This window comes from Prescottella equi (assembly GCF_020171745.1).
Classification (GTDB): domain Bacteria; phylum Actinomycetota; class Actinomycetes; order Mycobacteriales; family Mycobacteriaceae; genus Prescottella; species Prescottella equi_A.
Genome location: NZ_JAIVAH010000025.1, coordinates 1 through 24,912 on the forward strand (window position 1 = coordinate 1; position 24,912 = coordinate 24,912).

Consider the following 24,912-nt stretch of genomic DNA (forward strand, 5'->3'; position numbering starts at 1 on the left):
CCGGCAAGCCGGCAATCAGTCATAGACATCGAGTCAAATCACTAGCAAAATAAACTCAAACTAGCTGTTTGCGCTGACCATCCCAGACGGAAGAATGGAACAATCAGCAAATACCCACCACAAAAAGTGATGGAGTACCAAAATTGGCACTGACATTCATCGACACACTGTTGAGTTCTCAAAGAACACGCGCACACCATCACTCGAAACCTTGCAGTTTCTTGCTTTGGGGCAACCGTTCTAGCCTAACCCGATCAAGTTCCGGAAGCAAATCCGGCACTTTCTCGGCCACCCGAAGGCGCTCCACAACCCTACAGGATGTTTCACACTCGGATTACCAGGCGCTCCCCGTACAACCTCGTTTACCCTCGCTGACCTGTGGAGGTCGCGGCCGGGTCGGTGTCCGTGTCGCTCTGACCTGGAATAAGTTACGCGAGCGTTTCCGGAGCGTCAAACCTCCTGGTCGGCGACCTGCGGACGATCATTTCCGCAGGTCGCACCGTCGGATCTGCCGAAAATTCGGCCGATGCGCCGTTTGTGATGCCGCACACAGGGGCCTCAGGCGGGATCCTCGGCGGTCGTCACCCGACGAATGTCGCCACCCAATCCGGCCAGGTCCTCGACGAATCGGGGGTAGCCCCGGTCGATGTGGTAGACGTCGTGCACCTCGGTCACCCCGTCCGCGACGAGGCCCGCGAGCACCAGGCCGGCGCCGGCGCGGATGTCGGATGACCACACGGGAGCACTCGACAGTTCCGGCACGCCCCGCACCACCGCGTGATGTCCGTCCGTGCGCGCATCCGCACCCAGGCGGATCATCTCCTCGACGAAACGGAACCGCGCCTCGAACACGTTCTCGGTGATCATCGACGTCCCCTCCGCGATCGCCGCAAGGCCGATCGCCATCGGCTGCAGGTCCGTCGGGAACCCCGGGTACGGCAGCGTCGCGAAGTTGACGGCCTGCGGACGGTCGTTCTGAACCACCCGGAAGCCGTCGGCTTCCGCAGTGATCTGAGAGCCGGCGGCGCGCAGCTTGTCGAGGACCAGGCTCAGGTGCTTCGGATTCACGCCACGCACGAACACGTCGCCACGCGTCATTGCGGCGGCGATCCCCCAGGTCGCGGCGACGATCCGGTCACCGATGACCCGGTGCGACGTCGGCTGCAGCCGGTCCACGCCGCGAATGGTGAGGGTCGTCGACCCGGCGCCGGCGATCTTCGCGCCCATCCGGGTCAGCATGTTGCACAGATCCACGATCTCCGGCTCGCGCGCCGCATTGTCGATGACCGTCTCTCCCCTGGCCAGCACCGCGGCCATGAGGATGTTCTCGGTCGCCCCCACCGAGGGAAACGCCAACCGGATGTTCGCACCGTGCAGGTCGTCCGCTTCCGCGACCACGCAGCCGTGCTCGATCTCGCTGTGCGCGCCCAGCAGGCGCAGTCCCGACTGGTGCATGTCCAGCGGGCGCGACCCGATGGCGTCGCCGCCGGGCAACGCGACGACGGCCTTGCGGCACCGGGCGACCAGCGGACCGAGCACACACACCGAGGCCCGGAACTGCCTGACCGCCGCGAAGTCCGCGTGGTACTTCGGCTGCGCGGGCGTCGTGATCCTTGCGACGTCCTCTTCCAGGGACACATCGCAGCCGAGACCGCGCAGTACGTCTGCCATCAGCGGCACATCGAGGATGTCGGGGCAGTTCTCGATGACGGTCGTACCCTCCGCGAGAAGAGCCGCGGCCATCAGTTTCAGGACGCTGTTCTTCGCGCCGCCCACCGGCACCTCACCGACGAGTCGGTTTCCACCAGCGACAAGAAAGCGTTCACTCACAGTCGAACAGCCTAGCCAGGAGAACACCGGACCTGCCGAGCGGTACCGTTGCCACATGGCTGTTCACTTGACGCGGATTTACACCCGGACCGGCGACGACGGCACCACCGGGCTCAGCGATTTCTCCCGCGTGTCCAAGAACGATCCCCGGCTCATCGCGTACGCGGACTGCGACGAAACGAATGCGAGCATCGGCGTCGCGCTTGCGCTCGGCGCTCCTCCCGAGGAGATCGTCGACGTCCTCCGCCAGATCCAGAACGACCTGTTCGACGCCGGCGCGGACCTCTCGACACCCATCGTTCCGGATCCCAAGTACCCCCCTCTGCGGGTGACCGAGGCCTACGTCGAACGCCTCGAGGGATGGTGCGACGAGTTCAACGAGCGCCTCGAACCGCTGCACTCGTTCATCCTGCCCGGCGGGACCCCGCTGGGGGCCCTGCTGCACTCGGCGCGCACGATCGCCCGCCGCGCCGAACGCTCCGCGTGGGCGGCAGTCGAGGCCAGCCCCGAAGACACGAGCGCACTGCCGGCGAAGTACCTCAACCGGCTGTCGGATCTGCTGTTCATCGTCAGCCGCCTCGCGAACCCCGGCGGCGACGTTCTGTGGAAGCCCGGCGCCGGACGGGAGTGACACCGGCGGGAACGCAAAAGGGAGGCCCAAAGGCCTCCCTTTTCTTTCACCACGACCCGTCAAGCGGGGCGACCCCGCATCGAGCGCCCCGAGGGCCTGGACTCGACCCACGAGAGGAAGGCCGTCAAGGCTCCTCGATCGAGGGCGATCTCGTAGGTGTCGTCACCATCGGAGATCTCGAGAATCACGATCTCGTCGGTCATGATGTCGTACTCGTTGCCGACGGGCCCGCGTCGCGAACCGACCTCGATGCCCTGTCGGCTCAACCGGGTATCCGGGCCCGGACGCAGACTCGACAGTTTGAAGAAGATCAGCGAGCCCTCGCCGTACCGGACGACACCGTGCCGCCACCCGCTCCCGCCGGGAGCCGGCGTGACACGCAGGATTGCCGCCGTTCCCCCACGTCGCAAAACGGCAAGCCTATACACGAAAGCCGCGACGAAGGCCGCGAGCAGCACAACCAGAATGATGAGAACTACCATTCCGATCGTCACTACTCGTCGGCTCCGTCGCGGCTCGTCGTGGACTGACTACGCGCGCTCGACCGCGCGCAGCTGACCCTTGGCGATCGCGATCGCCTCGAGATCCTCGGTGGTCTCGGCCAGGACGGCCTTGGCCGCCTCGACGTCGACATCCTGTGCCATGTCCGCGGACTCGGCCAGGATCGTCACCGTGGTGGCGGTCACCGAGAGGAAACCACCGTGCACGGCCGCGACCACGCGCTCGCCGTCGACGGTCGTGATCGCAACCACGCCGCCCTCGACGAGCTGGCCGAGGACCGGCTCGTGCCCGGGCATGACACCGATCTCACCCTCGGTCGTCTGGGCGCTGACCAGCTTCGCCGATCCCGACCAGAGTCGCTGCTCGACGGCAACGAGTTCAACGGTCATCTCAGCCATGTCGGTCTACTTCCCGGCGATCTTCTTGGCAGCGGCCTCGACGTCGTCGAGTCCACCGCAGCTGTTGAACGCCTGCTCGGGCAGGTGGTCGAACTCGCCCTTGCAGACGCGGTCGAACGCCTCGATGGTGTCGCGCAGCGGCACGACCGAACCGGGCTCACCGGTGAACTTCTCGGCAACGATGAAGTTCTGGCCGAGGAACTTCTGGATACGGCGCGCGCGGCCGACGAGGACCTTGTCCTCTTCCTGCAGCTCGTCCATACCGAGGATGGCGATGATGTCCTGCAGCTCCTTGTACTTCTGCAGGATCCGCTTGACCTCGTTCGCGACGCGGAAGTGCTCCGCACCGACGATGCCGGGCTCCAGGATGCGCGAGGTCGACGTCAGCGGGTCCACAGCGGGGTAGATACCCATCTGCGAAATCGGACGCGAGAGCTCGGTGGTCGCATCGAGGTGCGCGAACGTGGTGGCCGGCGCCGGGTCGGTGTAGTCGTCGGCGGGGACGTAGATCGCCTGCAGCGAGGTGATCGAGCGGCCACGGGTCGAGGTGATGCGCTCCTGGAGTTCACCCATCTCGTCCGCCAGCGTGGGCTGGTAACCGACGGCCGAAGGCATACGACCCAGCAGGGTCGAGACCTCGGAACCGGCCTGCGTGAAGCGGAAGATGTTGTCGATGAACAGCAGGACGTCCTGGCCCTGGACATCGCGGAAGTACTCCGCCATGGTCAGCGCGGACAGGGCGACGCGCATACGCGTTCCCGGCGGCTCGTCCATCTGGCCGAAGACAAGGGCGGTGTCCTGGAGGACGCCCATCTCTTCCATCTCGAGGTGGAGGTCGGTGCCCTCACGGGTCCGCTCACCGACGCCTGCGAACACCGAGGTTCCGGAGAACTCGCGGGCGATACGGGTGATCATCTCCTGGATCAGAACGGTCTTGCCGACGCCGGCGCCACCGAACAGACCGATCTTGCCGCCCTTGACGTACGGGGTCAGCAGGTCGATGACCTTGATGCCGGTCTCGAGGATCTCGGTCTTGCCCTCGAGCTGATCGAAGGCCGGGGGCTTGCGGTGGATGCCCCACTGCTCGCCGTCGCGACCGGTGCCCGGAGCGTCGAGGCAGTCACCGAGGGCGTTGAACACATGGCCCTTGACGACGTCACCGACGGGAACCGAGATCGGCTTGCCGGAGTCCACGACAGCAGCGCCGCGGACCAGGCCGTCGGTGGGCTGCATCGAGATGGTGCGCACCAGGTTGTCACCCAGGTGCTGCGCAACCTCGAGGGTCAGCGTCTTCGCCACGGACGGGAGGGTGACCTCCGAGTGCAGGGCGTTGAACAGGTCGGGAACATGGCCGCGCGGGAACTCAACGTCCACAACGGGACCGATGACCCGCACGACCCGGCCGGACGTGGTGTCCGCGCCGTTCGCGTTGGTTTGGGTTACTGCTGCGGTCATGTGCTAGTCACTTCCTGCGCTCGAGGCCAGCGCATTCGCGCCACCGACGATCTCGCTGATTTCCTGGGTGATCTGGGCCTGGCGAGCCTGGTTTGCCTGACGGCTCAGGGTGTTCACCAGTTCGTTCGCATTATCCGTCGCGGCCTTCATGGCGGTACGACGGGCGGCAGACTCCGAGGCGGCGGAGTCCAGCAGAGCCGAGTAGATACGCGTGCTCACGTACTTCGGCAGCAGGGCCGACAACAGCGTGCCGGCCTCCGGCTCGAAGTTGTAGACCGCGGTCGGACCCGACTTGCCGTCGTGCTGGCCGTTGGACAGCATGTCCTCGCCCAGCTCGATGTGATCGTCGGTGTAGTCGACCTCGAGCGGAGCCATCCGCCGAACTTCCGGCTTCTGGGTGAGCATCGACACGAAGCGCGTGTAGACGATGTGGAGCTCGTCGACGCCCTCGATCGTGCCTTCACCGTTCGGGGCCTCGACCTCCGCACCGGAGCCGGCCATGAACAGCTCGACCAGGTGACGGCTCGCCTTGGCGGCGTCCGCGTAACCGGGCTCCTGGGAGAAGCCGGTCCACGATCCCCCCACGTCACGCCCGCGGAAGGTGTAGTAGCCGAGACCCTTGGCGCCGAGCACGTAGATCACCGGCTCCTTGCCCTCGGAGCGCAGCAGCTGGAACAGCTCCTCCGCCTCCTTGAGAGCGTTGGAGTTGTAACCGCCACACATACCGCGGTCACTGGTCACGACCAGGACGGCAGCACGCTTCGGGTTGGTGCGCTCGTTCAGCAACGGATGATCGAGCGACGCCGAAGCACTCGCCAGCTCGGAGAGCACCTTGGTGATCTCCTCCGCGTACGGCTTGGAAGCCGCAACCCGGGCCTGCGCCTTCGTGATGCGCGACGTGGCGATCAGTTCCTGCGCCTTGGTGATCTTCTTGGTCGAGTTGGTCGCCTTGATACGAGAACGCAGTTCGCGAATGCTTGCCATCGGTCGATCACTCTCCCTTCGGGTGACGCTGTGTCATGGGGACCACGCTCACTTGCTGACAGTGGTGCGCTTGACGGTGACCTTCTCCTGGCCGACCTCGGAAGCGTCGAGAGCCTGGGCCTCTGCCTCGTTCACGACACGGCTGCCATCGGAGGCGAGGAAGCCCTGCTTGAACTTGTCGGTCGCAGCCTTGAGCGCGGCGATCGACGCGTCGTCGAGGGCCTTGCCGCCCTTGATCGACTCGTAGACGCCGGCCGCGTTGCGGTGCAGGTCCTCGAGCAGCTCGGACTCGAAGCGACGCACGTCGCCGACGGGCACCGAGTCGAACACGCCCTCACCGGCGAGGTAGATCGAGACGATCTGGTCCTCGACAGCAATCGGCGAGTACTGGTCCTGCTTGAGCAGCTCGACCAGGCGCTGGCCGCGCTCGAGCTGAGCCTTCGAAGCGGCATCCAGGTCCGAGGCGAAGGCCGAGAAGGCCTCGAGCTCACGGAACTGTGCCAGCTCCAGACGGAGCGAACCGGAGACCTTCTTCATGCCCTTGGTCTGCGCGGCGCCACCGACTCGGGAAACCGAGATACCGACGTTGATCGCCGGACGGATGCCCTTGTTGAACAGGTCGGACTCGAGGAAGACCTGGCCGTCGGTGATCGAAATGACGTTGGTCGGGATGTACGCCGAGACGTCGTTGGCCTTGGTCTCGACGATCGGCAGAGCCGTCAGCGAACCGCCACCGAGCTCGTCGGACAGCTTGGCCGAACGCTCCAGCAGACGAGAGTGCAGGTAGAAGACGTCACCCGGGTAGGCCTCACGTCCCGGCGGACGACGCAGCAGCAGCGAGATGGCGCGGTACGCCTCGGCCTGCTTGGTCAGATCGTCGAACACGATGAGGACGTGCTTGCCCTGGTACATCCAGTGCTGGCCGATGGCCGAACCGGTGTACGGGGCGAGCCACTTGAAGCCGGCCGAGTCGGAGGCCGGGGCGGCGACGATGGTGGTGTACTCCATCGCGCCCTGCTCCTCGAGCGCCTGCTTGACGCCGGCGATGGTGGAGCCCTTCTGACCGATGGCGACGTAGATGCAGCGGACCTGCTGCTTCGGGTCACCGGTCGCCCAGTTTGCCTTCTGGTTCAGGATGGCGTCGACGCAGACCGCGGTCTTGCCGGTCTTGCGGTCGCCGATGACGAGCTGACGCTGACCGCGACCGATCGGGGTCATGGCATCGATGGCCTTGATACCGGTCTGCAGCGGCTCCTCGACGGGCTGACGCTCCAGCACCGTGGCGGCCTGCAGCTCGAGCGCGCGGGTCTCGGTGGTCTCGATGTCGCCGAGGCCGTCGATCGGGCGGCCCAGCGGGTCCACGACGCGACCCAGGTAGCCGTCGCCGACCGGCACCGACAGAACGTCGCCGGTCCGCTTGACTTCCTGGCCCTCTTCGATGTGCTCGTAGTCACCCAGGACGACGGCACCGATCTCGGTGGCGTCCAGGTTCAGGGCCACGCCGAGCACGCCGCCCGGGAACTCCAGCAGCTCGTTGGCCATCGCCGACGGCAGGCCGGTGATGTGAGCGATGCCGTCGCTGGTGTCGGACACCAGGCCGACCTCCTCGCGGGAGGCCTCCGGTGAGTAGCTCGCGGTGTAGTTCTCGATCGCGCTACGGATCTCGTCGGAGGAGATCGTCAGCTCCGCCATGTTTTTCCTGCTCTCGGTATCTGGTCTTCGAAAAGATCGGGAGTATGTGTTCGGTCGTCGGCTACTTGAAGGTCTTGCGCAGGGCAGCGAGGCGACCGGCCGCGCTCCCGTCGATGACCTCGTGGCCCACCCGGACGACCATGCCGCTGAGGAGAGCCGGTTCGACCTCCACGTGCACGGTGACGGGCTTGCCGTAGGTGCGGGTCAACGTCGCCGTAAGCCGCTCGACCTGCTCGCTCGACAACGTCGAGGCGCTGCGCACATGCGCAACAGCCTTGTCTCGCAAGGCCGCGGCGAGGGCCGACAGCTCGTCGAACGCGTCCGCCGGGGCGGTGCGCAGGCGACCCACAGCCTGAATGGCGAGGGCCTCGGTGATCGCGGTGACCTTGCCGTACAGCAGCTTCGACAGCAGCTCTCGCTTGCCGGCGACGGGCGTCGAACGATCCGAAAGGACCTGCTCCAGCTGCGGATTACCGGCAACGATGCGGCCGAGGCGGAAAAGCTCGTCCTCGACCGTGTCGCTCTGGTTCTGATCCGCCGCGGCACGGAGCAGGGACTCGCGTCCGACCGTGACCAGCGAGTTCAGCAGATCCGCCTTGCTCGACCAGTCCTGGCCCGCGGCGGTCTCGAGGACTGCCAGCGCCTCGGCGCCGACCTTCCCCGAGAACACCTGGCGGGCCAGGCCCTGTCGACCAGCGGCAGGCGTGGACGCGTCAGCGAGCGCACTCCGGAGAGTGCGCTGGCCGTCGAGAACCTCGACCACCGAAAACAGCTCGGATCCAGCCTGCGCCGCGGCCGCAGTGGCCGCGCCGGGAGAAACGGAATCCAACGCCGCGGTGAGCGCAGCACGGGACTGCGTCAGGGCTTCACGGCTCGCTGCGTACATGGTGCTCACTTTCCTGCTGCGGAATCGGCGCTGACTGCGTCCAGCTCGTTGAGGAAGCGATCGACCGTTCCGGCGCGCTTGACGTCGTCGGCGAGCGACTCTCCGATGACCTTCTCGGCCAGGTCGACCGCGGTCTTGCCGAGGTCGGCCCGCAGCTCGGTCACGATCTGCTGCCGCTGAGCGACGAGCTGGCTGTGACCGGCGGCGACGATGCGGTCGCTCTCCTCCTGGGCCTGTGCCTTCATCTCGGAGATGATCTGCTGGCCCTGAGTACGTGCTTCCTCGCGGATCTGGGCGGCTTCGGTCCGAGCCTCGGCGAGCTGGGCATGGTACTGCTCCAGCGCGGCCTTGGCCTCGGCCTGAGCCTCTTCGGCACGCTTGATGCCGCCGTCGATCTGCTCGGTGCGCTCGGCGAGAACCTTCTGGAACATCGGAAGGACGAACTTCCAGAAGACGAACCCGACGACCACCAGGGCAACGATCGACCAAGTGATGTCATACGTCGCGGGCAGGAGGGGGTTGTGTGTTTCCCCCTCGGCCGCGAGCAATGCGATGGTGGTTGACATGGTGTGTTCTTAGAAGATGAAGCCGGCGACGAGGCCGATCAGCGCCAGGGCCTCGGTGAACGCGATACCGAGGAACATCGTGGTACGGACCTGGCCGGCCATCTCAGGCTGGCGGACCATGCCCTCGATCGCCTTGCCGACAACGATACCCACGCCGATGCCGGGGCCGATGGCCGCGAGGCCGTAGCCGACTGCGCCGAGACCCTTGAAAGTAGTGGTCGCATCCTGCGCGAGGACCTCAACTGCCTGAAGCGCAACGCTCATTTGGTGTTCCGTTCCCTTTCTGTTGCCCACCGCCGGTCGGCGAATGGGGCAGGTCTAACTATTTGAGTGGTCAGTGCGAGTCGGCGTGGAGCGCCAAATCGATGTACACGGCGGTGAGCAGCGCGAAGACGTACGCCTGCAGGCCGATCACCAGGAGTTCGAAGAACGTCATGGCGACGCCGGCGATGATCGACGGGACGCCGAAGATCGCCTGGAACCCTCCGGACTGGAAGAAGAAGTACTGCGTGGCGCTGAAGAACAGCACCAGCAGGATGTGTCCGGCCAGCATGTTGGCCATGAGTCGGACCATCAGGGTGAACGGCCGGAGCACGAACGTCGAGAGGAACTCGATCGGGATCAGCAGGAAGTGCAGCGGCAGCGGCACGCCCGGAACCACGACGCTCGACTTCACGTACTTGAAGAAGCCGTACTTCTTGATGCCCACGTAGTTGAACGTGATGTAGGCCAGTGCCGCGAGCACGAGCGGCATGCCGATTCGCGCGTTCGGCGAGATGTTCAGGAAAGGCGTGATACTCGCGATGTTGCTGGCCAGCACGATGAAGAAGATGGTCGTGATGACCGGCAGGAAGCGCTTGCCCTGTTCCTTGCCCAGGATTTCTTCCGCGATGTTGATCCGCACGAAATCGAGCGCGTACTCGCCGACATTCTGGACACCGCGCGGAACGATCTTCGGGCTACGCATCGCGATGATGAAGAACACTGCCACCAGCGCCGACATCAACAGACGGATGAGCATCAGACGGTCGAGTTCGAAGATGGTGCCCTCGAACAGCACTGCGGGCGGGTAGAAATCATCGAGTGACGGCGGATGGTATTCCGCGGCCATGAAGGTGACGCTCAGCGGTCTCTCCCGTAGTCGGCCGCAGGCATCGCTGTCTGCGGTTCGATCGGACATTGACGAACTAACAAGTCGACCAGGTCGGCTCGCGTATTCGTCAGCAGCTGGGGACTCGGGCGAACCCGTCCTGGCGTCTGTCGGTGTCGGCGACTGTCGTCGACTCGGCAACAAGAGGGCGGTTCCGTCCGAATCCGAAATTCAGACAACTCCGACAACCTCTGTCGCCTGCAAGCGTTACCGGGACACCAGGTCATCTGGACTTTCCCGGCGTCTACACACTTGCTTGGCCCAGAGACTATCAAGACATCTACGACGTTGTGTAGACGGGGTACCCCAGAAGTCTGGAACGTGTTCCAGGAACGGGGGCGCCAGGATGTGTCAGGCCGCGCCGGAACCGTCCTCGGTTTCGTGCGGCGTCACGTACGGAACCTTCGTCTTGAGGACCCCGTAGGTCTCCGCGCCCAGCACGATGACGAGCGAAAGCACGATGACGATCACCAGTGCCTGGCGATTGTAGAAGTCCAGCCCATCGAGGATCGCGAGCACGGTGATGGCCAGGATCATCTTGAGCAGCCAACTGCCGAGCAGGACGGCACCGGCCGTGACGGCCGGCAGTTTGGCGGTGAGCAGCACGGCCAGCATCGTGCACAGGATGAAGCCGCCACCGACGGCAGCACCGATCAGCGCGCCCCACAGTCCGGCGACGCCCGCGAACAGGCTCGCGATGATCGCGCCGAGGACGGCGAGCGCGAGCAGGCCGAGCACGCCGTAGCGAAGGCCACGGCGGAGTGCTGCCGTGGGATCGGTCGAATAGGGCTCTGGGGTCGAAGTCACGGAACCCAGGTTAGAGGAACGTCGGCAGGGGCCCTCTCCCCTGCCTGACTACCGGCGACTGTCCTGCCGCAGCCCGCGCCAGGACGGCACCGCGGTCACCACCAGCGCGAAGACCAGACCGCCGGCGACAAGGAGCACCACGATCCGCCGGTCGATCAGCGACGATCCGACGGCGCCGAACGCGAGGACGGCAACCCACAAGTAGATGAGCAGCACGACACGGCGGTGCGAATGACCGATCTGGAGGAGTCGGTGGTGCAGATGCATCTTGTCGGGGCTGAACGGGCTCACCCCGGCACGGGTCCGCCGGATGATCGCGAGGAGCAGGTCGAGGATCGGGATGAACATCACCGCGCCGACCAGCAGCAGCGGCGACAGGAGGCCGAGAAGATCCCGAGAACCGTAGGCGGTGAAGCTGATCCGGCCGGACGCGCTGGTCGACACCGCAGCGAGGGTGAGCCCGATGAGCATCGACCCGGAATCGCCCATGAAGATCCGGGCCGGCTGGAAGTTGTGGGGCAGGAAACCGAGGCACGCGCCGGCGAGCGCCGCCGCGATCATCGCCGGCGGGTAGACGCCGACGTCACCGCCCTGATCGTGCAGGATTCCCACCGAGAACGCACAGATCGCGAGCGAGGCGATCAGTCCGAGTCCGGCCGCGAGCCCGTCGAGTCCGTCGACGAAGTTCATCGCGTTGATCATCACGACGGCGACCGCGACCGTGACCAGCCCGGCTTGCAGCTGGTCGAGGATCACCGTGCTGCTCTCACCGAACGGCAACGGGATCAGGTACCAGCTGACCCCCATGACGACGAGGATCCCCGCCGCGGTGACCTGCCCGACGAACTTGGTGAGCGCGTCGAGCCCCCACCGGTCGTCGATCACGCCGACCAGCACGATCACGAATCCCGCCACCAGAACCGCGGCGATGTCCCGCGAGAACTCGAATCCGCGTGTCAACGCCGGGAGTTGGCCCGCGAAGAGCAGCGCGACGAGCATTCCGGCGTACATGCCGATGCCACCGAGCCGCGGCGTCGGTTCGACGTGGACGTCACGGTCACGCGGGATCGCGACTGCGCCGAAGCGGATCGCGAGCCTACGGACGATGCCGGTCCCGAGGAAGGTGACAACGGCAGCCGTCAGCATCACGAGCAGCAACTCGCGCAGCGGCACGCCCGCGCCGTTACCGGCCTGGGCGAGCGCCAGCACCGCAGTATCTGCAGAACTCACTTCGACGACGCTACCGGCCGACCGGCCGGGAGCCGGGATTGACCAGAACGAGTCCCCTCACCGTCAGGCTCCCCCCAACAGGCTTTCCGGAGTCACACCGAGAACTTCGGCGACGTCGGCGGTCGGCACCGCGCCCTCGCGGAGGATCCGGACCTCGTCACCGGTGAGGTCGACGATCGTGGACGCCACCGCATGGGTCGCCGGACCGCCGTCGAGGTAGACACTCGCCGCGCCACCCAACTGGTCTCGGGCCTCGTCGACCGTCGTGGCCGGCGGACGCCCCGAGATGTTCGCACTCGACACCGCCATCGGTCCGACGTCACGCAGCAACTCGAGCGCGACCGGATGCAGCGGCATCCGGAGCATCACCGTGCCACGGCTGTCGCCGAGGTCCCACGCGAGCGAAGGCGCTTGCTGCACAACGACACTCAGCCCGCCGGGCCAGAATGCCTTGATCAGATCGCGCGCCTGCGGACGGACCGAGTAGACCAGCCCGTCGATGGTGTTCCAGGAACCGACCAGCACGGGAACCGGCATGTCCCGACCGCGCCCCTTGGCCCGCAGCAGGCTCGCGACGGCGTCGCCGTCGAAGGCGTCGGCGCCGAGGCCGTAGACGGTGTCCGTCGGAAGGACCACGAGACGACCGGCCTTGAGCGAGTTCTTCGCGGCGGTCAGTCCGGCTTCACGATTGTCGGGTTGCTTGCAGTCGTAGACAGTGCTCACGCACCCATCCTTTCACTCACGCCGCCGGCGCCCTCACCGTGCCGCCTCGACGTCGGTCGCGACACGGTGCGCGACGACGAAACGGGGCCGCCCCGCGAGGTCGGGGTGCTCGACGACTCGGTCGAAGACGCGGCGTGCCCGGAACAACTCCGCCACCTGGCTGCCGTTGGTGTCGTCGTGCTCGACCCCCACGGCGCCACCGATGCGCAACCAGCGCGCGATGTTGTTGACCATGGGCTTGATCACCGAGAGGCCGTCGGCGCCGCCGAAGAGCGCGGTGTGCGGATCGTGATCGGCGACCTCGGGGTCGAGGACCGCACCCTCGGGTATGTACGGCGGATTCGACACGACGAGGTCGACGCCGCCCTCCAGCTCGGTGAGCAGCGTCCGATCGGTGACGTCGCCCTGGACGAGGTTGATCGGCGTGTCACCGGCTTCGCCCCGCCGGTCCGCGTTGCGGCGCGCCCACGCGAGGGCCTGTGGCTGGAGCTCGACCGCGTGCACGACCGCGTCGGGGCGCGCGTGGGCGATCGCGAGCGCGAGGGCCCCGGTACCGGTGCACAGATCCAGGACGACGGGGGCCCGCAGCCCGCTCGCCTCGAGATGCGCGAGCGCCCAGGCAAGGAGGAGTTCGGTCTCCGGTCGCGGAACGAACACACCGGGGCCGACCTCGAGTGAAATGCTGCCCATCGCAGTCGATCCCGTGATGTATTGCAGCGGAATCCGCTCCGCCCGGCGGGCGACGAGCTTCCGGTACTCCTCGATGACGGACGGGTCGACCAGCGGCACCAGCCCCAGGCGGGTCCGCTCGACCCCGAGCAGGTGCGCGGCCAGGAGTTCGGCGTCCACCCGCGCCGACGGCACGCCGGCACGCTCCAGCTCGGCGGCTGCCTCGATGATGGCCAGACGGATGGGTTGTCGACTCACGGGCTACAGCCTGCCACGTCGGTCACGGACACAGCACGGATAGGTGCCGGACCGCTTGCATCCAGCCTCGTCCGGGCACCCCGGCGATAGAATACGACCGGTCTGGTCACCGTCAGGCCGAGGTCGGACGAAGGAACGTTCCATGTTCTCCGCCACAGCGGCGCGAATTCTCACCGCCGCAGCCTTCACCACAGTCAGCGTCGCCGTCGGTCCCGCGCTCGGCGACGCCGCCCCGTTCGATGTCCAGCCGGCGCCCGCGATCTGTCCGGGCGGGATGGGCGTCGCCGACGCCACTCCCCTACCCGGCGGACGGCTCGCGATCAGTGTCGACGAGCCCCCACCCGCCGGCGGCGGCAGGGTCGTGTGGGTCAACAATTCCACCGGCGCCAACGGGATCGCGACGCTCACCAACAACGGCACCCGCGCCGAGTTCGTCGCGGACACCGGTCCCGGCGTCGTCACCACCGTGCTCGACGGGGTCTACACCAACCGTGCCGGTCAGCCGTGCGTGCTCGCGCAGGGCGGCGTCGCCACCACCGTCGTGAGCTGAGACGCCGGCTGACTACTCGGCGGCGAGTCGGGCCTCGCGGTCCGCCTTGCCGAGGGCGTCGAGCAGCGCTTCCATGTCGCCGTCGAGCACCGCGTCGAGGTTGTGCGCCTTGAATCCGATGCGGTGATCGGTGATGCGGTTCTCGGGGAAGTTGTACGTGCGGATGCGCTCGGAGCGGTCGACGGTGCGGACCTGGCTCTGACGACCGGCCGATGCCTCGGCGTCCGCCGCCTCCTCCGCCGCAGCCTGCAGCCGGGCGGCGAGGACCTGCATCGCGCGCGCCTTGTTCTGCAGCTGGGAGCGCTCGTTCTGGCAGGTCACCACGATGCCGGTGGGCAGGTGGGTGATCCGGACCGCGGAGTCGGTGGTGTTGACGCCCTGACCGCCCTTGCCGGACGACCGGTACACGTCGATGCGCAGATCGGTCTCGTCGATCTGCACCTCCTCGACCTCCTCGGGCTCCGGGTAGATGAGAACGCCGGCAGCGGAGGTGTGCACGCGGCCCTGCGACTCGGTGACAGGCACACGCTGCACCCGGTGGACACCGCCCTCGAACTTCAGGCGGGACCAGACGCCGTCGCGGGCGTCGCCCTTCGACTTGATCGAGATCGTGGCGTCCTTGTATCCGCCGAGGTCGGAGACCGTGGCGTCGAGGATCTCCACGCGCCACCCGGCACGCTCGGCGTGGCGGACGTACATGCGGGCCAGGTCGGACGCGAACAGTGCCGACTCCTCGCCGCCCTCACCGGACTTGAGCTCGAGGACGACGTCGTCACCGTCGTGCGGGTCGCGCGGCGCCAGCAGGTCGGTGAGGGTCTTCTCGAGTTCGGTGACCGTCTCTTCGAGCGCCGGGATCTCGGCGGCGAACGCCGAGTCGTCCGCGGCCAGCTCGCGGGCGGCGTCGAGGTCCTCCTGCGCCGACGTGAGCTTGGCGTAGGTAGCCATGACCGGGGCGAGCTCGGCGAAGCGCTTGCCCGCCTTGCGCGCGGCCGACGGATCGTTGTGCAGCGCCGGGTCGGCGAGCTGCTGCTCGAGGCCTGCGTGCTCGGCCAGGATGTCGTCGATCGCCGACGGCTGCGTCGTCCCTGCCATTCTTGGCTCCTGTTTCGCGTTTTGCGCACTTGTCGTTGTCGTCGAGACCTCCGTACCGCGGCAAGTGCGCAAAACGCGGTACGGGTCGGCACAAAAAAGCCGACGCCCGGCCTGCAGAATCACAGGACGGGCGTCGGCGGGACAGCTACTGGTCGGCAGCGGCCTTCGAGCCGGCACGCTTTCCGTAGCGAGCCTCGAAGCGGGCGACGCGGCCGCCGGTGTCGAGGATCTTCTGCTTGCCGGTGTAGAACGGGTGGCACTGCGAGCAGACCTCGACGTTGATACGTCCGCTGGTCGCGGTGCTGTGGGTCTCGAACGTGTTGCCACAACCGCACACGACGGTGGTTGCAACGTACTCGGGATGGATTCCTGCCTTCATGGTGTCCCTTTCGATGGCCGCCGGGTCGTCCTCGCCGTTCGAGGCCGTGAACCGGAACCGGACATGATTGTCACGCGATCGCCCATTCTGCCAGAGGCGGACGCATCCTCATAAACGCGCCCCCGCACGGAATGATTCCCACCGGATACGACTCGTCCCCGTGACGCCAGGCGTACGGGGACGAGTCGATCAGGTCGAGATCGGGACGATCAGTCGTCCATCCGACCCGGAGCCGTCTTCGAGACCTCCATGAGGAACTCGACATTGCTCTTGCTCTTCTTGAGCCGGTCGACCAGCAGGTCGATCGCCTGGTGCGTGTCCAGGCCGGACAGCACGCGGCGCAGCTTGTGCACCACCGCGAACTCGTCCGGGCTCATGAGGAGCTCGTCCTTACGGGTGCTCGACAGGTTGACGTCGACGGCCGGGAACACCCGGCGCTCGGCGATCTTGCGGTCGAGCTTGAGCTCGGCGTTGCCGGTGCCCTTGAACTCCTCGAAGATCACGGTGTCACCGGTGGAGCCGGTCTCGACCAGCGCGGAGGCGATGATCGTCAGCGAGCCGCCGTTCTCGATGTTGCGCGCGGCACCCAGGAATCGCTTGGGCGGGTACAGCGCCGTCGAGTCGACACCACCGGACAGGATGCGTCCGGACGCCGGCGACGAGTTGTTGTACGCGCGGCCCAGTCGGGTGATCGAGTCGAGCAGCACCACCACGTCGCGACCGGCCTCCACGAGACGCTTCGCACGCTCGATCGCCAGCTCGGCGACTGAGGTGTGATCGGCCGGCGGACGGTCGAACGTCGAGGCGATGACCTCGCCGTTCACCGAGCGCTGCATGTCGGTGACCTCTTCGGGACGCTCGTCGACCAGGACGACCATGAGGTAGCACTCGGGGTTGTTGACGGTGATCGCGTTCGCGATGTCCTGCAGGACGGTGGTCTTACCGGCCTTCGGCGGCGACACGATCAGCGCACGCTGGCCCTTGCCGATCGGCATGACCAGGTCGATCACGCGGGTCGTCAGGATGTTCGGCGTGGTCTCGAGGCGCAGGCGCTGATTCGGGTACAGCGGCGTGAGCTTGTTGAACTCGGGACGCTTGCGCGCCAACTCGGGATCGTTCCCGTTGACGGTGTCGAGACGCACCATCGGGTTGAACTTCTGGCGCTGGCTGCTCTGCTCGCCCTCGCGCGGGACACGGACCGCACCGGTGATCGCGTCACCGCGACGCAGTCCGTTCTTGCGAACGAGGTTCATCGAGACGTACACGTCGTTCGGCCCGGCCAGGTAACCGGACGTGCGCACGAACGCGTAGTTGTCGAGAACGTCGAGGATGCCGGCGACCGGCTGCAGGACGTCGTCCTCGCGGATCTCGGGCTCGCGGCCCTCACGGCCCTCGCCACCCTCACCGCGGTCACGTCCACGACGACGCTCACGGAACCGACGCCCACGACGGCCGCGGCCATCTTCCTCGTCGGCATCCCGGCGCTCGCCACGGCCTTCGCCACGGGGGCCGTTGCCACCCTGCGAACGATCCCCGCGCTCGCCGCGCTCGCCGCCCTGCGAACGCTCACCACGCTCGCCACGCTCACGACGACCGCCACGCTCCTCGGCGGACTGGTCCTTGCCCTGTTCGCGGCCCTGTTCGCGGCCCTGTTCCCGGCCCTCGTCCTTACCCTCGGCCTGCTTGGCGGGCTTGGACTCGGCGGGTGCGGTGTCGGTCGCGGTGGATGCTCCGGCGTCGGCCGACTCGGGAGCACCGGCACGCCGGGACGAGCCCCGACGCTGTCGGCTACGACGGCCACCCTGCTCGGACTCACCGGCGTCCGGCGTCTCACCGGCTGCGGGAGCCTCGGTTTCCGTAGGGGCCACAGCGCGCTCCTTGCGTGCGGGAGCCTCGGTTTCCGTAGGGGCCACGGCGCGCTCCTTGCGTGCGGGCGCCTCGGCCGGAGCGGATGCTGCAGCCTTGGCCGCACCGCCACCCTGACGCTCCTTGATCGCGGCGATCAGATCGCCCTTGCGCATGCCCGAGGTGCCCTTGATGCCGAGTTCGCCCGCGAGCGTACGAAGCTCGGCGAGCACCATTCCGGACAGCCCGGCACCGCGCCGGGCATCGGCGCGCTTGGTGGACGCAGCGACCGCGCCCTCGCGCGACCCCGCGTCGGAAGTCTGTGCAGAATTGCCCGCCCGGGCACCCGCGGCCTCTGCCGGGGAATCTTGAACAGGCGTGGCAATCAGGTCCGTATCGGTCACGGAGGTCCTTTCCTTCCCTCGCTCGCGCTGCGCAAAGCCGAGGGTTCGTCCCGCAATTCAGTTGACTGACTGAACTCGGATGTGCCGTATCCGCTGGATGGAATTCCGGCCTTGTCCCCATCACATCACCGGAGGAGGCGGGTGCTGTCGATCTGTCAGCGCAGAGGAAATCGCGTGAGGATCATGCCAGGAATACCCCGAAGAAATGGAGTGACTGCCCTGGTGAAGCACCGGCGTCTGAAGCGCACGATGTACGGACACGCCCAGGATAGCGGCGAATGCCTTACTCGGCAAGAACCGAGCAGTAACTATCCTGGGCGCGTTCCGTCAGTTCACCTGGACGCCGTCGGCAACCTCGAGTTCGAGCACCCGCAGACCGCTGTCCTCGGCCTCGCGGCGCAGCGTATCGGGGAACGGCTGGTCCGACAGCGCGAGCACCGTCGGCCCTGCACCCGACACCGTCGCGGCGATACCGGCGTCACGCAGTTTGGCGATCCAGCTGGTGGTGAGCGGCAGGGCCGGAGCACGCTGCGTCTGGTGCAGCTTGTCCTCGGTCGCCGTCATCAGCAGGTCGGGTCGCTGCGTGAGCGCGACCACCGCGAGTGCGCCCCGGCTCACGTTGAAGGCGGCGTCCCGGTGCGGAACCGTCTCGGGGAGCAGACCCCGGGTGAGAGCGGTCGACGAGCGCTCCGACGGCACCAGCACGACGACCCGCACATGGGGATGCACCGGCAACCGGACGGCGCTGTACCGACGCTGCGCCGCGTCGTCGACGCCCGGCTCGCTCCACGAGACGACCGCGCCGCCGAGGACGCTCGCGGCCGCATTGTCGGGATGACCCTCGAACTCGGACGACAGCTGGACCAGCTGCGCGTCGGTCAGCGCCAGCTCCGGCGCCGCCTTGAGCGCGAGACCGTTGGCCGCGGCCAGGCCACCGACGGCAGCGGACGCGGACGAGCCGAGTCCACGGGAATGCGGAATGGCGTTACGGCACACCACATCCAGCCCGTCGGCCCACAGGCCCGCGGCTTCGAGGCCCCGTTCGATCGCGCGGACCACGAGGTGCGAGGGTCCCCACGGGACGTCGTCGGCGCCCTCCCCCTCGACCCGGATCGTCAGACCCGAATCGGTGGTGGTGACCGTGATCTCGTCGTACAGACCGAGGGCCAGACCCAGCGTGTCGAAGCCCGGACCGAGGTTGGCACTCGACGCCGGGACGCGCGCGGTCACGGTGAGCCCGGCGGGAAGGGTCTGTGTCATCGTCTGGTCCACTGCCGTGTCCGGAGCCGCGGTCACTATGCCAGCTCGAGCGCCGCAGCCACGGCGACCGGGTCGACCGGGATCGGCTGGACGGCCGGCATGCCCGCGAGGGCGGTGTCGGGATCCTTGAGGCCGTTGCCGGTGACGGTGCACACGACGGTCTGGCCGGAGTCCAGCCAACCCTCCTTGTGGGCGGCCAGCAGGCCCGCGACGCTCGCGGCCGACGCGGGCTCGACGAAGACGCCCTCGGTCGCGGCGATCAGGCGGTACGCCTCGAGGATCTCCTCGTCGGTGGCGGCGCGGAACGCACCGTTCGACTCCTCCTTGGCGGCGACGGCGCCGTCCCACGACGCGGGCGCACCGATGCGGATGGCGGTAGCGATGGTCTCCGGATCCTTGACCGGGGCACCGTGCACCAGCGGCGCGGCACCGGCGGCCTGGACGCCGAGCATGCGCGGGCGCACCGAGGTGATGCCGTCGGCGAAGTACTCGGAGTAGCCGCGCCAGTAGGCGGTGATGTTGCCGGCGTTGCCGACGGGCAGCGCGTGAATGTCGGGGGCCTTGCCGAGAGCGTCGCAGATCTCGAACGCGGCGGTCTTCTGGCCCTCGATGCGCACCGGGTTGACCGAGTTGACCAGACCGATCGTCGGGAACTCGGCCGTGGTCTTGCGGGCCAGCTCGAGGCAGTCGTCGAAGTTGCCCTGCACCTGGATGATCCGCGCGCCGTGCATGACGGCCTGGGCGAGCTTGCCCATCGCAATCTTGCCCTGCGGAACCAGCACGGCGCAGCCCATCTTCGCCTTGGCTGCGTAGGCGGCCGCGGAGGCGGAGGTGTTACCGGTGGACGCGCACAGCACGGCCTGCTGGCCGCGGGCGAGGGCGTCGGTGACGGCCATCGTCATGCCACGGTCCTTGAACGAACCGGTGGGGTTGAGTCCCTCGACCTTGAGGTAGACGTCGCAACCGGTGAGCTCCGACAGGTGCCCGGCAGGGAGCAGCGGCGTGCCGCCCTCACGCAGGGTGACGGTCTTCCAGTTCGGTCCGATCGCGAGCCGGTCGCGGTAGGCCTCGATCAGTCCCGGCCACGGGGTGTGGACGGGGGTGGTCTTGGTATCGGCCTTGGGGTTGGCGCCGGTCATTCGGAGGTACCTTCCAGTCGGAGCACGCTGGTCACAGCGGTTACAGATTCGAGTTCGGCAAGGGCGGCAACAGTTTCCGAGAGTGCCGCGTCGTTTGCGAGGTGGGTGACGACCACGAGACGTGCGCCGTCACCGGCGCCCTCCTGCCGGACGGTGGAGATGCTGACGCCGCGATTGGCGAACTCGGCGGAGACCGCCGACAGCACGCCGGCACGATCGGCCACCTGCATGTTCACGTAGTAGCGGGTCGGGATGTCGCCCATCGGTGCGATCGGCAGCTGCGCGTACTTGGACTCGCGCGGACCGCGGCCGCCGTGCACCTTGTTGCGCGCGGCCATCACGAGGTCGCCCATCACGGCGGACGCGGTGGGGGCGCCGCCGGCGCCCTGGCCGTAGAACATCAGACGGCCGGCGTTCGCCGATTCGACGACGACGGCGTTGTAGGCGCCGTTGACGCCCGCGAGCGGGTGCTCACGCGGGACGAGTGCGGGGTACACGCGGGCGGAGACGCGCTCGCTGCCGTCCGCGGCGACGATCCGCTCGCAGATCGACAGCAGCTTGATCGTGCAGTCCAGCGACTTGGCGGCGTCGAGATCGTCGGAGGTGATCTTCGAGATGCCCTCGCGGTACACGTCGCCCGCGGTGACGCGCGTGTGGAACGCGATCGACGCGAGGATCGCGGCCTTCGACGCGGCGTCGAAGCCCTCGACGTCGGCCGTCGGATCGGCCTCGGCGTAGCCCAGGCGGCCGGCCTCGGCGAGGGTGTCGGCGTAGTCGGCGCCGGTCTCGTCCATCGCGGACAGGATGAAGTTGGTGGTGCCGTTGACGATGCCGAGGACACGGTCCACGCGGTCACCCGCGAGCGACTGCGTGAGCGGGCGGATCACCGGGATCGCACCGGCCACCGCGGCCTCGAAGTACAGGTCGACGCTCTCGCGCTCGGCCGCCTCGGCGAGTTCACCGGTGTACTCGGCGAGCAGCGCCTTGTTCGCGGTCACCACGGACTTGCCCGCGTTGAGCGCGGCAAGCACCAGCTTGCGCGGCAACTCGATGCCACCGATGACCTCGACGACGACGTCGACGTCGTCGCGGGTCACCAGCGACTCGGCGTCGGTGGTCAGCAGTTCCTGCGGCAGGCCGCGGTCACCGTCGATGCGCCGGACCGCGACACCGCGCAGCTCCAGTCGTGCGCCGACTCGGGCCTCGAGGTCGGTCGAGTGCTCGCGGATGATCCGAGCCACCTCGCTGCCCACGGTCCCGAGGCCGAGAACAGCCACCCCGATGGCGCGCTGCGCCGATTCGCTGGTCACTCCGAAACCTCCAAGCTGAGCAGATCTTCCACAGTTTCCCTACGCAAGATTAGGCGTGAGGCGCCGTCCCGCACTGCCACCACCGCAGGGCGGGTGAGCAGGTTGTACCGGCTGGACATCGAATAGCAGTATGCGCCCGTGGCCGCGACGGCGAGCAAATCTCCGGGACCTAGATCATCAGGCATCCAGGCATCACGGATGACGATGTCGCCACTCTCACAGTGTTTGCCGACGACACGGGCCACGACGGGGGCGCCGTCGCTGTCCCGCGAGACGAGGCGCGCGTCGTACTCGGCCTGGTAGAGCGACGTGCGGATGTTGTCGCTCATGCCGCCGTCGACGCTGATGTACCGCCGCGTCGCGCCACCGTCGAGGGTGACGTCCTTGATGGTGCCCACCTCGTACAGCGTGACGGTGCCGGGGCCGGCGATGGCGCGGCCCGGCTCGACCATGAGGGTCGGCACCGGCAGTCCCGCGGCCGCCGACTCGGTGGCGACGATGTGCGCGAGCTTGGCCGCGAGTTCGGCGACCGGCGGCGGGTTGTCGCTGTCCAGGTACGAGATGCCGAGACCGCCACCGAGGTCGACGATCGACAGCTGCGCCGTCTTCTCGGCGCCGAAGCGGTCGACGATCTCGCGGATGAGCCCGATGACGCGGTGCGCGGCCAGTTCGAAGCCGTCGACCTCGAAGATCTGCGAGCCGATGTGGCTGTGCAGGCCGACCAGACGCAGATTGCCGGCGGCGAGGACCCGTGCGACGGCCTCCATCGCCTTGCCGCCGGACAGCGAGAACCCGAACTTCTGATCCTCGTGCGCGGTCGCGATGAACTCGTGCGTGTGCGCCTCGACACCGACGGTGATGCGGATCAGGACGTCCTGCACGACGCCGTGCCGGGCCGCGACCTCGTCCAGCCGGTCGATCTCGACCATCGAGTCGAGCACGATGTGCCCGACGCCCGCCGCGACGGCGGTGTCGAGTTCGGCGACGGACTTGTTGTTGCCGTGCATCGTGATCCGCTCGGCGGGGAAGCCGGCGTGCAGTGCGACGGCCAGTTCACCACCGGACGCGACGTCCATCGACAGGCCCTCGTCGCGCACCCAGCGGGCGATCTCCGCGGACAGGAACGCCTTGGACGCGTAGTGGACGCGCTCGGCACCGCCGAAGGCGCGCGCCATCTCGCGACAACGGGAGCGGAAGTCGTCCTCGTCGACGACGAACAGCGGCGTGCCGTACTTCTCGGCCAGCTCGGTGACCGGGACACCGGCGATGCGGACGACGCCGTCGGTGCCGCGCTCGGCGCTGCGGGGCCACACCTGCTCGGGGAGCGTCGTCATCTCGGACGGCGTCGCCGGGCGGGGCGGCAACCCGGGGGCGTGCTGGATCTCGGCGTGCCGGGGACCGGCGGGATGCGCGTTCACATGCGCTCCGGTGCGCTGACGCCGAGCAGCTCGAGGCCGTTCGCGAGGACCTGACGCGACGCGGCGCACAGTGCCAGCCGCGCGGTGTGCAGCTCACCGGCCTCCTCGTCGCCCTGCGGCAGGATCCGGCAGGCGTCGTAGAAGCGGTGGTAGGTGCCCGCGAGCTCCTCGAGGTAGCGGGCGATGCGGTGCGGCTCACGCAGCTCGGCGGCCTTCGCGACGACGCGCGGGTACTCGGCGATCGTGCGGATGAGGTCGCCCTCGCGGTCGTGCGTGAGCAGACCCAGGTTCGGGTTCTCCGCGCTCAGGCCCAGGTCGGCGGCGTTGCGCGCGATCGAGCACAGCCGCGCGTGCGCGTACTGCACGTAGTAGACCGGGTTCTCGTTGGTGGTGCTCGCCCACAGCTCGAGATCGATGTCGATGCTCTGGTCCACCGACGAGCGGACGAGCGAGTAGCGGGCGGCGTCGACGCCGATCGCCTCGACCAGGTCGTCGAGCGTGATGACCGTGCCGGCGCGCTTGCTCATCTTCACAGCGACGCCGCCACGGACGAGGTTGACCATCTGGCCGATCATGACCTCGACGGTGTCCGGGTCGTCGCCGAACGCGGCCGCGGCGGCCTTGAGGCGGCCGATGTAGCCGTGGTGGTCGGCGCCGAGCATGTAGATGCACAGGTCGAAGCCGCGGGCGCGCTTGTCCTGGAAGTAGGCGATGTCGCCGGCGATGTAGGCGGCGTTGCCGTCGGACTTGATGACGACGCGGTCCTTGTCGTCACCGAAGTCGGTGCTCTTGAGCCACCAGGCGCCGTCCTCGTGGTAGAGGTTGCCGGAGCCCTTGAGGGTCTCGACGGCCCGCTCCACCGCACCGGACTCGAACAGCGAGTTCTCGTGGAAGTAGACGTCGAAGTCGACACCGAACTCGTGCAGCGTGCGCTTGATGTGGGTGAACATCAGCTCGACACCGATCGACCGGAAGGTCTCGTGCTGCTCGGCCTCGGGCAGGTCGAGCACGCCAGGCGCCTGCTTCTGCACGTCGGCCGCGATGTCGACGATGTACGCACCCGCGTAGCCGTCCTCGGGGGCCGGTTCTCCCTTCGCCGCGGCGATGAGCGACCGCGTGAAACGGTCGATCTGCGCGCCGTGGTCGTTGAAGTAGTACTCGCGCGTGACGTCGCCGCCCTGCGTGGCCAGGATGCGGCCCAGCGCGTCGCCGACCGCGGCCCAGCGGGTGCCACCGAGGTGGATGGGGCCCGTGGGGTTCGCGGAGACGAACTCGAGGTTGATCCGCTTGCCCGCGAGCGCATCGCCCTCGCCGTACGCCGCGCCCGCCTCGAGGGCCTTGGCGACGATTGCGCCCTGCGCGTCGGCGGCCAGGCGGATGTTGAGGAACCCGGGGCCCGCGACCTCGGCGGAATCGATGCCGTCGGACGCGGTCAGAGCCGCGGCGAGCCAGGTGGCGAGATCACGCGGATTCGCACCGGCCTTCTTGGCCACCTGCATCGCCACGTTCGTGGCGTAATCACCGTGCTCAGGGTTACGAGGACGCTCGACCGTCAGTGTCGCGGGCAGTACGGAAACGTCGAGTCCGTGCTCGGCGAGCACCTTCGCGGCGGTCCCTCGGAGCAGTTCGGCAAGGTCGGCTGGAGTCACAGGAGTCCATCTTATTGCCTGGACCAGCGGGCCGTTTACCCAGTATCACCCTGTCTCCAAGGTTTCCCTCAGGGTCGGAACGTACA

Annotated in this window: 24 protein-coding genes; 2 read left to right on the forward strand and 22 right to left on the reverse strand. The window is 67.6% G+C overall.

Annotation, left to right across the window (positions count from 1 at the left end; translation table 11 throughout):
• Window positions 1–558: 558 nt before the first annotated feature.
• The gene (gene murA / locus LCL87_RS20495; RefSeq protein ID WP_225023288.1) at window positions 559–1,830 is read right to left on the reverse strand and encodes a UDP-N-acetylglucosamine 1-carboxyvinyltransferase; all 1,272 of its coding nucleotides are present in this window, start codon (window positions 1,828–1,830) and stop codon (window positions 559–561) included.
• Window positions 1,831–1,885: 55 nt separating this feature from the next.
• On the opposite strand from murA, the gene LCL87_RS20500 reads away from it, so the two are divergent.
• Complete coding sequence (locus LCL87_RS20500; RefSeq protein ID WP_225023289.1) at window positions 1,886–2,461, forward strand: cob(I)yrinic acid a,c-diamide adenosyltransferase; 576 nt, start codon at window positions 1,886–1,888, stop codon at window positions 2,459–2,461.
• Window positions 2,462–2,520: 59 nt separating this feature from the next.
• On the opposite strand, the gene LCL87_RS20505 is transcribed toward LCL87_RS20500, so the two are convergent.
• The 13 genes from LCL87_RS20505 to prmC all read right to left on the reverse strand — a co-directional run bounded on the left by LCL87_RS20505 (window position 2,521) and on the right by prmC (window position 13,780).
• Window positions 2,521–2,943, reverse strand: a complete 423-nt coding sequence (locus LCL87_RS20505) for a DUF2550 domain-containing protein (protein WP_225023390.1) — start codon at window positions 2,941–2,943, stop codon at window positions 2,521–2,523.
• A 48-nt stretch (window positions 2,944–2,991) separates the two neighbouring features.
• Window positions 2,992–3,360 carry a F0F1 ATP synthase subunit epsilon gene (locus LCL87_RS20510; RefSeq protein WP_225023290.1) on the reverse strand — a complete coding sequence of 123 codons (369 nt, stop codon included), beginning with the start codon at window positions 3,358–3,360 and terminating at the stop codon, window positions 2,992–2,994.
• 6 nt (window positions 3,361–3,366) lie between these two features.
• Window positions 3,367–4,815: a F0F1 ATP synthase subunit beta gene (gene atpD, locus LCL87_RS20515; RefSeq protein WP_225023291.1), complete on the reverse strand. Its 1,449-nt coding sequence runs from the start codon at window positions 4,813–4,815 to the stop codon at window positions 3,367–3,369.
• 3 nt (window positions 4,816–4,818) lie between these two features.
• Window positions 4,819–5,799 carry a F0F1 ATP synthase subunit gamma gene (locus LCL87_RS20520; RefSeq protein ID WP_225023292.1) on the reverse strand — a complete coding sequence of 327 codons (981 nt, stop codon included), beginning with the start codon at window positions 5,797–5,799 and terminating at the stop codon, window positions 4,819–4,821.
• Between the two features lie 48 nt (window positions 5,800–5,847).
• Window positions 5,848–7,491: a F0F1 ATP synthase subunit alpha gene (gene atpA, locus LCL87_RS20525; protein WP_225023293.1), complete on the reverse strand. Its 1,644-nt coding sequence runs from the start codon at window positions 7,489–7,491 to the stop codon at window positions 5,848–5,850.
• 61 nt (window positions 7,492–7,552) lie between these two features.
• Window positions 7,553–8,377: a F0F1 ATP synthase subunit delta gene (locus LCL87_RS20530; protein WP_225023294.1), complete on the reverse strand. Its 825-nt coding sequence runs from the start codon at window positions 8,375–8,377 to the stop codon at window positions 7,553–7,555.
• Between the two features lie 5 nt (window positions 8,378–8,382).
• Entirely contained in the window at window positions 8,383–8,943 is a 561-nt protein-coding gene (locus LCL87_RS20535; protein ID WP_225023295.1) for a F0F1 ATP synthase subunit B, read from the reverse strand.
• Between the two features lie 9 nt (window positions 8,944–8,952).
• Complete coding sequence (locus tag LCL87_RS20540) at window positions 8,953–9,207, reverse strand: ATP synthase F0 subunit C (RefSeq protein WP_174909507.1); 255 nt, start codon at window positions 9,205–9,207, stop codon at window positions 8,953–8,955.
• A 70-nt stretch (window positions 9,208–9,277) separates the two neighbouring features.
• Complete coding sequence (gene atpB, locus LCL87_RS20545; RefSeq protein ID WP_225023296.1) at window positions 9,278–10,054, reverse strand: F0F1 ATP synthase subunit A; 777 nt, start codon at window positions 10,052–10,054, stop codon at window positions 9,278–9,280.
• A 390-nt stretch (window positions 10,055–10,444) separates the two neighbouring features.
• Window positions 10,445–10,909 carry a Cg1360 family ATP-synthase-associated protein gene (locus LCL87_RS20550; protein WP_225023391.1) on the reverse strand — a complete coding sequence of 155 codons (465 nt, stop codon included), beginning with the start codon at window positions 10,907–10,909 and terminating at the stop codon, window positions 10,445–10,447.
• Window positions 10,910–10,948: 39 nt separating this feature from the next.
• Window positions 10,949–12,130 (reverse strand): MraY family glycosyltransferase, encoded by a 1,182-nt coding sequence (locus LCL87_RS20555; RefSeq protein WP_225023297.1) that lies wholly within the window; start codon window positions 12,128–12,130, stop codon window positions 10,949–10,951.
• Window positions 12,131–12,193: 63 nt separating this feature from the next.
• A complete protein-coding gene (locus LCL87_RS20560) occupies window positions 12,194–12,853 on the reverse strand; it encodes an L-threonylcarbamoyladenylate synthase (RefSeq protein WP_225023298.1) in 660 nt (219 codons plus the stop codon).
• 33 nt (window positions 12,854–12,886) lie between these two features.
• Window positions 12,887–13,780, reverse strand: a complete 894-nt coding sequence (gene prmC, locus LCL87_RS20565) for a peptide chain release factor N(5)-glutamine methyltransferase (RefSeq protein WP_225023299.1) — start codon at window positions 13,778–13,780, stop codon at window positions 12,887–12,889.
• 142 nt (window positions 13,781–13,922) lie between these two features.
• Here prmC and LCL87_RS20570 point away from each other — a divergent pair, with 142 nt between their 5' ends.
• Window positions 13,923–14,330: an amidohydrolase gene (locus LCL87_RS20570; protein ID WP_225023300.1), complete on the forward strand. Its 408-nt coding sequence runs from the start codon at window positions 13,923–13,925 to the stop codon at window positions 14,328–14,330.
• 12 nt (window positions 14,331–14,342) lie between these two features.
• Here the strand turns inward: LCL87_RS20570 and prfA are convergent, their stop codons facing one another.
• The 8 genes from prfA to argS all read right to left on the reverse strand — a co-directional run bounded on the left by prfA (window position 14,343) and on the right by argS (window position 24,826).
• On the reverse strand, window positions 14,343–15,422 hold the full coding sequence (prfA, locus tag LCL87_RS20575) for a peptide chain release factor 1 (protein ID WP_225023301.1): 1,080 nt from the start codon (window positions 15,420–15,422) through the stop codon (window positions 14,343–14,345).
• 145 nt (window positions 15,423–15,567) lie between these two features.
• Complete coding sequence (gene rpmE / locus LCL87_RS20580; RefSeq protein ID WP_107987001.1) at window positions 15,568–15,801, reverse strand: 50S ribosomal protein L31; 234 nt, start codon at window positions 15,799–15,801, stop codon at window positions 15,568–15,570.
• Between the two features lie 209 nt (window positions 15,802–16,010).
• A complete protein-coding gene (rho, locus tag LCL87_RS20585) occupies window positions 16,011–18,050 on the reverse strand; it encodes a transcription termination factor Rho (RefSeq protein ID WP_225023302.1) in 2,040 nt (679 codons plus the stop codon).
• 327 nt (window positions 18,051–18,377) lie between these two features.
• Window positions 18,378–19,310 (reverse strand): homoserine kinase, encoded by a 933-nt coding sequence (gene thrB / locus LCL87_RS20590; RefSeq protein ID WP_225023303.1) that lies wholly within the window; start codon window positions 19,308–19,310, stop codon window positions 18,378–18,380.
• Between the two features lie 35 nt (window positions 19,311–19,345).
• Window positions 19,346–20,449 (reverse strand): threonine synthase, encoded by a 1,104-nt coding sequence (thrC, locus tag LCL87_RS20595; RefSeq protein ID WP_225023304.1) that lies wholly within the window; start codon window positions 20,447–20,449, stop codon window positions 19,346–19,348.
• A complete protein-coding gene (locus LCL87_RS20600) occupies window positions 20,446–21,759 on the reverse strand; it encodes a homoserine dehydrogenase (RefSeq protein WP_225023305.1) in 1,314 nt (437 codons plus the stop codon). Before LCL87_RS20600 ends, thrC begins: the two co-directional genes overlap by 4 nt.
• On the reverse strand, window positions 21,756–23,177 hold the full coding sequence (gene lysA, locus LCL87_RS20605; protein WP_225023306.1) for a diaminopimelate decarboxylase: 1,422 nt from the start codon (window positions 23,175–23,177) through the stop codon (window positions 21,756–21,758). Before lysA ends, LCL87_RS20600 begins: the two co-directional genes overlap by 4 nt.
• A complete protein-coding gene (argS, locus tag LCL87_RS20610; RefSeq protein WP_225023307.1) occupies window positions 23,174–24,826 on the reverse strand; it encodes an arginine--tRNA ligase in 1,653 nt (550 codons plus the stop codon). The genes lysA and argS overlap by 4 nt, the downstream gene beginning before the upstream one ends.
• Window positions 24,827–24,912: the final 86 nt, after the last annotated feature.